The following is a 9804-nucleotide window of genomic DNA, read 5'->3' as shown; positions in this document are numbered from 1 at the left end:
GGCCCGGCTTTTCGCGATCAGGCGGCGTGGGCTTCCTGGGCAAGCGGCAGGGTGAAGGCAACCGTCGTGCCCTGGCCCGGCACGGAACTGATTGCCAGCGCGCCGCCCTGCAGCTCGACGAGGGAGCGGGCGATGGCTAGGCCGAGGCCTGAACCCTTGTGCGTCTTGGTGAACTGGTTCTCCACCTGCACGAAGGGCTGGGCGAGCCGCTCGATGTCGACCTTGCGGATGCCGATGCCGCTGTCGACCACCTCGAAGCGGGCCATTCCGCCGCGCAGGCTGGCCGTCAGCCGCACCTGACCGCTCTCCGGCGTGAACTTCACGCCATTGGACAGCAGGTTCAGAAGCACCTGCTTGAAGGCCCGGCGGTCGGCGGCAATCACCAGCCCTTCCGGGACGTCGCAGGTCACCTCGATCATCTTTTCCTGGGCCGGTGCCCGGATGATGCGGATGGCTTCGTCGGCGACCGTCGCGGCGTCGAGCGGCGTGACGCTCATGTCCATCCGTCCGGCCTCGATCTTGGACATGTCGAGGATGTCGTTGATGACATTGAGCAGGTAGGTGCCGCTTTCGTGGATGTCGCGGCAGTATTCGGCATAGCGGCTGGAGCCGATCGGCCCGAACATGCCCTTGTCCATGATGTCGGAGAAGCCGATGATCGCGTTGAGCGGCGTGCGCAGCTCATGCGAGATGTTGGCGAGGAACTCGGACTTGGCGCGGTTGGCGTTCTCCGCGTTGGTCTTTTCCTGGGCGTATTTCTCGGCCAGCTCGACGAGCTGCTGCGCCTGCATCTCGAGCGTCTGGCGTGACTTGCGCAGGTCCGAGATCGTGGCGATGAGACGGCGCTCGCTTTCCATGAGACGCTCTTCCTGACGCTTCAGCGCCGTGATGTCCGTGCCGACGGACACGAAGCCGCCATCCTTGGTCCGCCGCTCCGAGATCTGCAGCCAGCGTCCGTCATCGAGCTGTGCCTCGTAGCTGGCATTGCTGCCGGCGACGGGGGCAGGTCCCCGGGCGGGGATCGTGGTGATGTGCGAGTTCCGGGCCGCTGCCATCACCTTGGCATAGGGCGTTCCCGGACGGACGGCGGTCTCCGGCAGGTTGTGCAGGGACTGGTAGTTGGAGTTGCAGATGACCAGCTCGTTGTCGGCGTTCCACAGCACGAACGCTTCGGAAATCGTCTCGATCGCGTCCCGCAGGCGCAGGTCCGCCGTGCGGCTCTGCTCGGCCAGCTCGTGCTGTTCGGTCACGTCGATGCAGATGCCGATCAGATGCGGCTCGCCGCGACCCGGCTCGATCTGGACCTCGCCGCGCGCCCGCAGCCATACCCACGACCCGTTGGCGTGACGCATCCGGAACATCCGGTCCACCGTCGTGTCCCCCGAACTCAGCAGGCTTTCCGCGAGCGCGTAGAGGTCGATGTCGTCCGGGTGTGTCAGCTCGGAAATCTCGGCAAAGCCGAGGATGTCGTCCTTGGGTTCGCGGCCAAGCAGGTCATAGAGCGAAGCGGACCAGAACACGCGGCCACGCGCCAGGTCCCAGTCGAACAGGCCGCAACGGCCGTGGGTCAGGGCGGTATCGATGCGTCCGCGCGTCGCTGCATAGATCTCGTCGGCCTGCTCGGCGCGGGTGGCCTGCGAGAAGAAGCCATAGACGAGGACGAGCAGCACCGTTGCCGTGCCGACGAACAGGGTCACGTTGGCGGAAACATCGCCGCGCCACTCTGCAAAAATGTCCTTCTCCGGCTGCATCACGGCGACCATGCCGAGGCGACCGTTGAGATGATGCACCGTGGCGAGGGCAGGGCTGCCGCTGTCCTTGTTGATGGTCAGCACACCGGCTCTCGCGCCGAAGACGGTGAGCGGCTGGGCCGGGCCGAAGATGTCGCCGATGATCTGGCCCTCGTATTCGGCCTGCAGCGGTGCGCTGGCAACGATCAGCCCGGACGGGTCGGTGACAAGGATGACGCGGCCTTCGCTGGTGGCGCCGGCCGGCAGGGCGTCGGCCAGCACGCGCTGCAGCGCCGACCGGTAACCGACATCAGGCAGCTCGCTCTCTTCCGATCCGATGCGTGCCGACAGGACCGAGGCGATCAGCGCGATCTCGTCGCGCGCCTGCAGTTCGACGTCCTGATAGTCATAGGACAGTTCGAGCACGCGATAGACGGCAATGCTTGCGATGAACACCAGGCACAGGACCGGGATGAGCCGACGGAACAGCGGTTCAGTCCGCAGGAGGCGCTGGTAGGTCGGCTGCGCGAGCAGGCGGATGTGGCCCGTGAGGGTGCCGGCCTTCTTCCCTGCTGTGATCTGGGCAAGGCGTCGCATGGACGCGCTGCCGGCAAATGCCCGCGCCATCGGCAATGTCCCGATTGTCTGAAAATCCATGATCCGGGAAGCAGTTACGGCCGAATCAAGGTCATTTGAATCCAGAGGTCGGGTTTTGTCCAGAGGTCGGGCGAAAATTTTTGGTTAACGCGGGCGCGCTGTTTTGCGCTGCCGCGTTAACCTTTCGCTAAGTGTCTGATTTGCGAGTCTTATGCCAGACAGCGCTCGACGATGTCGCGCGTGTCCTTCGAGAGGGTTGCACGTCCCGCGAGCTTCGACAGCACGCCTTCGGCCAGTGCCGCCCGTTTCGGCTCGAGCGCCTGCCAGGACCGGAAGGCGGATACGAGCCGGGCGGCGAGCTGGGGGTTGCGCTGGTCCAGCCGTTCGACCACGTCTCCGAGATAGACGAAACCGGCACCATCCGGTCGGGTGAACTGCGACTGGTTGCCGGTGGTGAATGCCCCCACGAGGGCCCGGACGCGGTTCGGGTTGGTCCAGTCGAAGGCCGGGTGCCGGGTGAGGGCGTCCACGATCGTCAGCGTGCCGGCATGCGGGCTTGTCGCCTGGACCGTGAACCACTTGTCCATGGCGAGCGGATGGCCGGCATGCCGCCGTTCAAAGGCGGCAAGGGCCGTGTCCGCCCCCGCGAGGTGTTCGTGAACCAGAACGGACAGGGCGGCAATCCTGTCGGTCATGTTGTCCGCCTCGCGCGCATGCCGGGCGATGATGTCGGCCCGGGTGTCCTGATCCGAGACAGCGAGGTAAGCGAGGCAGAGCCCCTTCAGGGCCCGCTCTCCCGCGTCTGCGGCATCCGGCGCGAAGGGGCGCCGGCCGAGGCGGTCGGCCAGGCTTGCAAATGTCTGGCCATGGGCGCGCCCGATCGCGTGACGCAGCTGCGTGCGGGCCGACAGGATCGCGTCCGGGTCGACATCCCGGCCAATGTCCCGCGCCAGGTCGGCCTCTCCGGGCAGGTGCAGCACCTGCGCGCGGAAGGCAGGATCCAGGTCCTCGTCCGTGAGGACATCACCGAGTGCCGAAACGAGAGCCGCATCGACCGCGAGCACGTCCCCCTTGCGCCGGGCCGCGTAGAGCCGCATCAGCTCGCGTGTTGCCAGATCCTGGGCAGCCTGCCAGCGGTTGAAGGGATCGCTGTCGTGCTGCAGCAGGAACAGGAGATCGGCAGGGCTTGGCGTGGCGTTGACGGTGACCGGAGCCGAGAAGCCGCGCAGCAGCGACAGGACCGGGCGCTCGGTCACGCCGTCGAAGGTGAAGGTCTGGCTGCGCTCCGAGAGCAGGAGAACGTCCCCCTGAACCCGGTCACGCTCGCGCGGCCTGAGCCCGATGTCCGCGCCCTCCGGGCCGATCAGGCCGAGCCGCACGGGGATCAGCATCGGCAGCTTGCTGGCCTGTCCGGGCGTCGGACCGAGCGACTGGGTCAGCGTCAGGCTCAGCGTTGCCGTGTCGGGATCATGGGCGCTGGTGACCTCCAGTCGCGGCGTGCCGGCCTGCTCGTACCACAGCGCGAACTGCTCAAGGTCTCGCCCGCCTGCCTCGGCGAAACAGGCAAGAAACTGCTCGATGGTTGCCGCATCCCCGTCATGCCGGCGGATGTAGAGCGCCATGCCTGCGGCAAAGTCCTCCGCACCCAGCAGCGTCTTCAGCATCCGCACGACCTCCGCCCCCTTCTCGTAGACGGTCGCCGTGTAGAAGTTGTTGATCTCCCGGTAGGCGCGCGGGCGGACCGGATGGGCCAGCGGCCCCGCATCCTCGGGGAACTGGTGCGATTTCAGCATCCGCACATCCGCAATCCGCTTCACGGGGCGCGAGCGCATGTCGGAGCTGAACTCCTGGTCACGGAAGACCGTCAGCCCTTCCTTGAGGCAGAGCTGGAACCAGTCACGGCAGGTGATGCGGTTTCCGGTCCAGTTGTGGAAGTACTCGTGCGCGATCACGGCCTCCACATGGCCGTAATCCTGGTCGGTGGCCGTCTCGGGGTCGGCCAGCACGTACTTGTCGTTGAAGATGTTGAGGCCCTTGTTCTCCATCGCGCCCATGTTGAAGTCGGACACGGCGACGATGTTGAACACGTCCAGGTCATATTCGAGGCCAAACACGTGCTCGTCCCAGGCCATGGACCGCTTCAGCGAGTCCATCGCCCAGCCGCACATGTCCTCCTTGCCCGGCTCCACATGGATGGCGAGACGCACCAGGCGGCCCGAGCGGGTCGTGAAGGTGTCATGCACGCTCGCAAGGCGGCCGGCCACCAGCGCGAACAGGTAGGCCGGCTTGGGGTGCGGATCATGCCAGATCGCATAGTGCCGCTCCGTCCCGGCGATGGGCCCCGCCTCGACGGGATTGCCGTTGCCGAGCAGGACCGGCGCCTCCGTCCGGTCGGCTTCGATGCGGGTGGTATAGACCGCAAGCACATCCGGCCGGTCGAGGAAGTAGGTGATCCGGCGGAAGCCCTCGGCTTCGCACTGGGTGCAATAGGTCCCCGACGACCGGTAGAGCCCCATCAGTGCAGAGTTTGCCTCCGGATTGATCACGGTCTCGATCTCGAGGCGGAAGGGCTGGGCCGGCGGACAATGGAGCGTGAGCGCGACCGGGCTTGCCGCGTAGGCCTCGGGTTCCGGCGACCGCCCGTCAAGCAGCAGATGCTCGAGCCGCAGACCATCGCCATCAAGCACAAGGGGCGTGCCGGCAGGGGTTCCCTCCGCCGGACGGATCGCAAGCACGGCGGTGACCCGCGTTGCCGAGGGATGCAGGCGCACATCCAGATCCACCCTGTCGATGAGATAGGCCGGCGGCCGGTAGTCCTCGAGGCGGACAACGGTCTGGTCGGTGGTCGACATGGGGTACTCCTGCAGGGATCTTCGGTCAGCGGTGTAGCGGGTGGCCTCGTCCCCGTCACGCCGCCTTTTCGATGATCAGACCGAAACAGGTGGATGCGAAACCGTCGATCGACAGCTTCATGTGCGGGGCGCCATCGGTCCAGCATTGGGTCAGGATGGCCGGCCAGTCATTGACATAAGGCGGGATGTCGATGAATTGGTCCATCGGTGCCTTGCCTATGTCGAAGTTGAGCGGCCGCACCTTGTGCCCCTGTGCCGTCAGGCGGGCAGCCAGGTCCTCGAAGTGCCGGCGCTGGTAGAGCACGGTCACCCAGTTGTCGAGGGTCTCCTGGTCGTTCATGAAGTTGAACTCGGTCGTGTGCACGGCCAGACCGCCCGGCTTCAGCGGCCGCAGCGCCGTCTCGATGAAGTCGAGGCCATGCTTCAGGCTGCCCAGATGCTCGAGGGCGCAGATCGACCAGGTGAAGTCGAAGTCCGACAGGTCGTCGGGGATCGCGTTCATGTCGACAAAGCGCAGGCTGATGTGCCGCTCGAAGGCCTCCCGCGACACCAGCTCGGGCCGATAGGCCTTCTCGATCGTGGCGGCGTATTCATGCGTCTTCGACCAGACCTTCGCGGCCTCGTTGTCCGGCGGCAGGTCGGTGACCAGCACGTCGACGCCCTCGCTGGCCAGAAGCGAGGGGATGGGCTCCTCGCCGCAGCCGAAGCCGAGGCCGCGTCTGCCCGGTGCGATCATGCCATGCTCGTGCAGGGCCTGCAGGACATAGACGAACTCCCACAGCTTGCGATGGTAGAAGATCGGGATGCGCAGGCGCCCGGCCCAGTAGGCGGCCCAGTCGGTCTCCAGGTCCGCCTGTGTCGAGGCCTTGCTGTCCAGCCCGACATGGGTGGGGGTGAGCCCCGTGCGCACCGGCAGCTCCGAGGCGAGCTTGCGGGCGAGCTGATATCCCATGGTCTTGATGTTGTAGTGCAGGAACTCGATGTCCTTCGTCTTCGCCCACATCGGGTTGATGTTCGGCTGGCCCGTCCCGCGCGTCAGCCGGATGCGGCCATCGAACAGGGTTTCGACGGTGCGTTCGACAAAGGCGCGGATGTCGTCTGTCAGGCTCGGCTTCTTGAACATGGTGCAGGTATCCCGGAAAATGACAGGGTCGGCAGCGCCAGCCACAGGCGTAGCAGGATCGGTTGTGCATCCGCAACCGGCAACGAAGGGGCGTGGTCCCGTCCTTTTCGTTGCAAGGGCCGGCGGCTGCGGGTATCGCAGCAGGGTCGGTCCGGAAGGGCCGGCGCCTGAGTCCTCCCGCCCTGCCAAGGAGCTTTCCGTGCGCGCACCTCTCGAAGGCATCAAGGTTCTCGAACTCGCCCGCATCCTCGCCGGTCCCTGGGCCGGACAGACGCTGGCGGATCTCGGGGCCGACGTGATCAAGGTCGAGAGCCCGCAGGGCGACGACACCCGCACCTGGGGACCTCCCTTCGTCGAGACGGCGGACGAGGACCGGCCGGATGCCGCCTATTTCCACGCCTGCAACCGCGGCAAGCGCTCCATCGCCGTCGATTTCACCACGGCCGAGGGTCAGGCCCTGGTGCGCCGGCTGGCCGCCGGGACGGACATCCTGATCGAGAACTTCAAGGTCGGGGGACTGGCCAAGTACGGCCTTGACTATGACAGCCTGCGCGCCGTCAACCCCAGGCTGATCTACTGCTCGATCACCGGCTTCGGCCAGGACGGTCCCTATGCCCACCGGGCCGGCTACGACTTCATGATCCAGGGGCTTGGCGGCTACATGGACCTGACGGGCGCCGCCGATGGCGAGCCGCAGAAGGTCGGCGTTGCCGTCGCTGATCTCTTCACCGGGGTCTACAGCGTCATCGGGATCCTCGCGGCGCTGCGCCGCCGCGACATGACCGGGGAGGGCGAGCACATCGACATGGCGCTGCTCGATGCGCAGGTCGGCGTCCTCGCCAATCAGGCGGAGAATTACTTCATTTCCGGCAAGGCGCCGCGGCGGATGGGCAATGCCCACCCCAACATCGTGCCCTATCAGGTCTTTCCTGCCTCCGACGGCCATCTCATCATCGCCTGCGGCAATGATGGCCAGTTCCAGCGCCTGTGCAGCGTGCTGGACTGCGCCGGGCTCGCGGGCGATCCGGCCTATGCGACCAACAGCGCCCGGGTCGCCAACCGGGACGCCCTCGTCGCGCAGCTGGCCGGGCGCACGTCGGGGATCGGCCGTGATGACCTGCTGGCGCGTCTGGAGGCGGTCGGGGTTCCCGCCGGCCCGATCAATTCGGTCGCCGATGTCTTCGCCGACCCGCAGGTCCGCCACCGCAACCTGAAGGTGGACCTGCCGGCGACGGGCGCGGCCGACGGCATGGTTCCCTCCGTGCGCACGCCGATCCGCTTTCGCAACGCTGCGCTCGTGCTTGAGCGCGCGGCACCGAGGCTTGACGAGCATGGCGCCGAGATCCGCGCCGGGCTTGAAGGTTAGACTGTCGTAACGACATGCTGTTACAAGCTCGGGCTTGCCTTGACGGGCAATCCGGGCACCCAATGCGGGATGCTCCGGCGGCGTGCGACCGCCCGCCGGATCCGGCAGATTGCAGGAAGGACCGATCCCGATGGCCGCACGGCCGCGCTTCATGGGCCTACGCCAGATACCGCTGACCCGGGTGGTCAGTCTCGGCTTCGGCCTGCTGGTCGGCGCGGCGGTCTCGCTCGTCCTGTTCATGATGGTCAAGGCGAACGTGCAGAACACGTTCTCGCTGCTCAACGACAAGGCCATCCTCATCATCCAGAGCATGGAACGGCAGGTTCGCGGCTATCTCGACCAGATGGAAGATGCGGTCGTCGCCCTCAAGGTTCTCCTGGACGAGGACCAGATCACCCTGAGCGACAAGGAAGGCGTGCTGGCGGACCTGTCGGCGGCACTCGCGGCCAACTCGCGCATCACCGTTCTCCTGATCACCGATCCGAAAGGGGAGACCTACGGCGTCTACAAGGCCCCGAACGGCAAGCTCTGGCCGTTCCGCAAGGCCTCCGACGTGCCCGGTGGCGTCAGGCATGCGCTGCCCGAGGTCATGCCCAGTTCCCGACCGGTCTGGGGCCCGCTGGTCACCAATTCCTCCGGCGTCTTCGCCAATGTCACGGTGCCGATCGTCCAGGACGGCAAGCCGGTCGCCTATCTGACGGCGGCCACGTCCATGTCCAGCCTTGGCGATGCGGTGCGGGCCCTCGACGAGGGACCGGATTCCACCACCTTCATCATCAACGGCGAGGACGAGCTGATCGTCCACTCGGACCAGCACCTGCTGCTGACCGGCGGGTCGCCGCAAGCGACCCTGCCGGCGCCCGTGGCCCGCTTTGGCGATCCCGTGCTCGCCGGCGTGCCGACCGGGGAGCATTTCTCCACCTTCCAGAAGGCAGCCGATCTCGGCATCGAGGTGCTGGGCATCGAGGCCAACGGCGAGGATTTCATCCTCATGCGTGTGCCGATCACCGGCTACAGCGAGACGCCCTGGATCATCGGCCAGTACTTCCGCGGCACCTCCGTCTCGCGCGAGATCCGTCGCCTGTCCGGGTCGGCCGTCGTCGGCTTCGGCGCCATGATCGTTGCCGTGCTGCTGGCGATCTGGCTCGGCCGCCGCGTCGCGCGCCCCTTGCGTGACATTGCCGAACAGTCGGAGCATGTCGGACGCCTGGCGCTGGACGAGGTGACGCCGCTGCCGCGCAGCCGGGTCAAGGAGCTGGACCAGGTGGCGCTGGCCTTCAACGCCATGGTGATCGGCCTGAAGGCCATGAACACCTACGTGCCCCGGTCCCTGTTCCGCAAGCTGATGCGCCTGGGCATCGATCGCGCCGCCATGGCACGGGAGGCGGAACTGACCATGCTCTTCAGCGACATCGTCGGCTTCACGGCCGTATCGGAGCACCTGACGGCGGCGGAGACGGCAGAACTCCTCAACGAGCACTTCGGCCTGCTGGTCGAGGCGGTCGAGGGGGAGGGCGGCACGGTCGACAAGTTCGTCGGCGACGGCATGCTGGCCTTCTGGGGCGCCCCTGATGCGCGGGCCGACCATGCGGTCGCCGCCGTCCGCACGGCGCAGCGGATCAGCCAGGCCGTGAAGACCTGGAACCAGCAGCAGATCGCCGCCGGGCGGCCTGCCATGCGTCTGCGCATCGGCCTCCATTCGGGCTCTGTCGTCGTCGGCAATGTCGGCGCGCTGGACCGCTGGAACTACACCATCGTCGGCGATGCGGTGAATGTCTGCGAACGGCTGCAGTCGCTCGGCCGCGAGGTGGCTCCGGACGACGAGGTCGTGATCCTTGCTTCCGACGCCACCATCACCCGCCTGCCGCCCGGCTGCGTCTGCGCTCCCGTCGGCTCGCACCGCCTGCGCGGGCGCAGTGGCGACGTCGAGGTCTGGAAGCTTGATGCGGATGCAGACCCGGCCCTGTTGCGCGACGTCGACGGCCAAGTGGCTGCGGAATAGGCGTAATTTCCTCCCCTGCCTGTGTGATGCCGATCACAGAAGCGCCATTTCGCCTGTCGGCGGGGGCTGCGGTCTGGTATTGGTTGTTGTCTTTCGGCCACCGGCCACGCTATTGCCTATTTCACCAACAGTCT

5 protein-coding genes are annotated in these 9804 nt (G+C 66.6%); 2 read left to right on the top strand and 3 right to left on the bottom strand.

What is annotated here, in order from left to right:
- Positions 1-17: 17 nt before the first annotated feature.
- The 3 genes from GWI72_RS09165 to GWI72_RS09155 all read right to left on the bottom strand — a co-directional run bounded on the left by GWI72_RS09165 (position 18) and on the right by GWI72_RS09155 (position 6302).
- Positions 18-2357 (bottom strand): sensor histidine kinase, encoded by a 2340-nt coding sequence (locus tag GWI72_RS09165; RefSeq protein WP_161674181.1) that lies wholly within the window; start codon positions 2355-2357, stop codon positions 18-20.
- Positions 2358-2536: 179 nt separating this feature from the next.
- The gene (gene pepN / locus GWI72_RS09160) at positions 2537-5179 is read right to left on the bottom strand and encodes an aminopeptidase N (protein ID WP_161708445.1); all 2643 of its coding nucleotides are present in this window, start codon (positions 5177-5179) and stop codon (positions 2537-2539) included.
- Positions 5180-5234: 55 nt separating this feature from the next.
- A complete protein-coding gene (locus GWI72_RS09155; RefSeq protein WP_161708444.1) occupies positions 5235-6302 on the bottom strand; it encodes an SAM-dependent methyltransferase in 1068 nt (355 codons plus the stop codon).
- 199 nt (positions 6303-6501) lie between these two features.
- On the opposite strand from GWI72_RS09155, the gene GWI72_RS09150 reads away from it, so the two are divergent.
- Together GWI72_RS09150 and GWI72_RS09145 are read left to right on the top strand one after the other, a co-directional pair.
- On the top strand, positions 6502-7668 hold the full coding sequence (locus GWI72_RS09150; protein ID WP_161708443.1) for a CoA transferase: 1167 nt from the start codon (positions 6502-6504) through the stop codon (positions 7666-7668).
- Positions 7669-7798: 130 nt separating this feature from the next.
- Positions 7799-9670, top strand: a complete 1872-nt coding sequence (locus GWI72_RS09145; protein ID WP_161708442.1) for an adenylate/guanylate cyclase domain-containing protein — start codon at positions 7799-7801, stop codon at positions 9668-9670.
- The last annotated feature ends 134 nt before the right edge of the window (positions 9671-9804 follow it).

The sequence above is a fragment of the Pannonibacter sp. XCT-53 genome, assembly GCF_009915765.1.
GTDB classification, from domain to species: Bacteria; Pseudomonadota; Alphaproteobacteria; order Rhizobiales; family Stappiaceae; genus Pannonibacter; species Pannonibacter tanglangensis.
Note: the sequence above shows the minus strand (reverse complement) of the source record. Positions and strands in the feature narration are given on the sequence as shown.

Bases quoted from the DNA above. Each gene is read 5' to 3' on its own strand.
- pepN (WP_161708445.1), bottom strand. From the start codon at position 5,179: ATGTCGACCACCGACCAGACCGTTGTCCGCCTCGAGGACTACCGGCCG.
- GWI72_RS09155 (WP_161708444.1), bottom strand. From the start codon at position 6,302: ATGTTCAAGAAGCCGAGCCTGACAGACGACATCCGCGCCTTTGTCGAA.
- GWI72_RS09145 (WP_161708442.1), top strand. From the start codon at position 7,799: ATGGCCGCACGGCCGCGCTTCATGGGCCTACGCCAGATACCGCTGACC.
- GWI72_RS09165 (WP_161674181.1), bottom strand. From the start codon at position 2,357: ATGGCGCGGGCATTTGCCGGCAGCGCGTCCATGCGACGCCTTGCCCAG.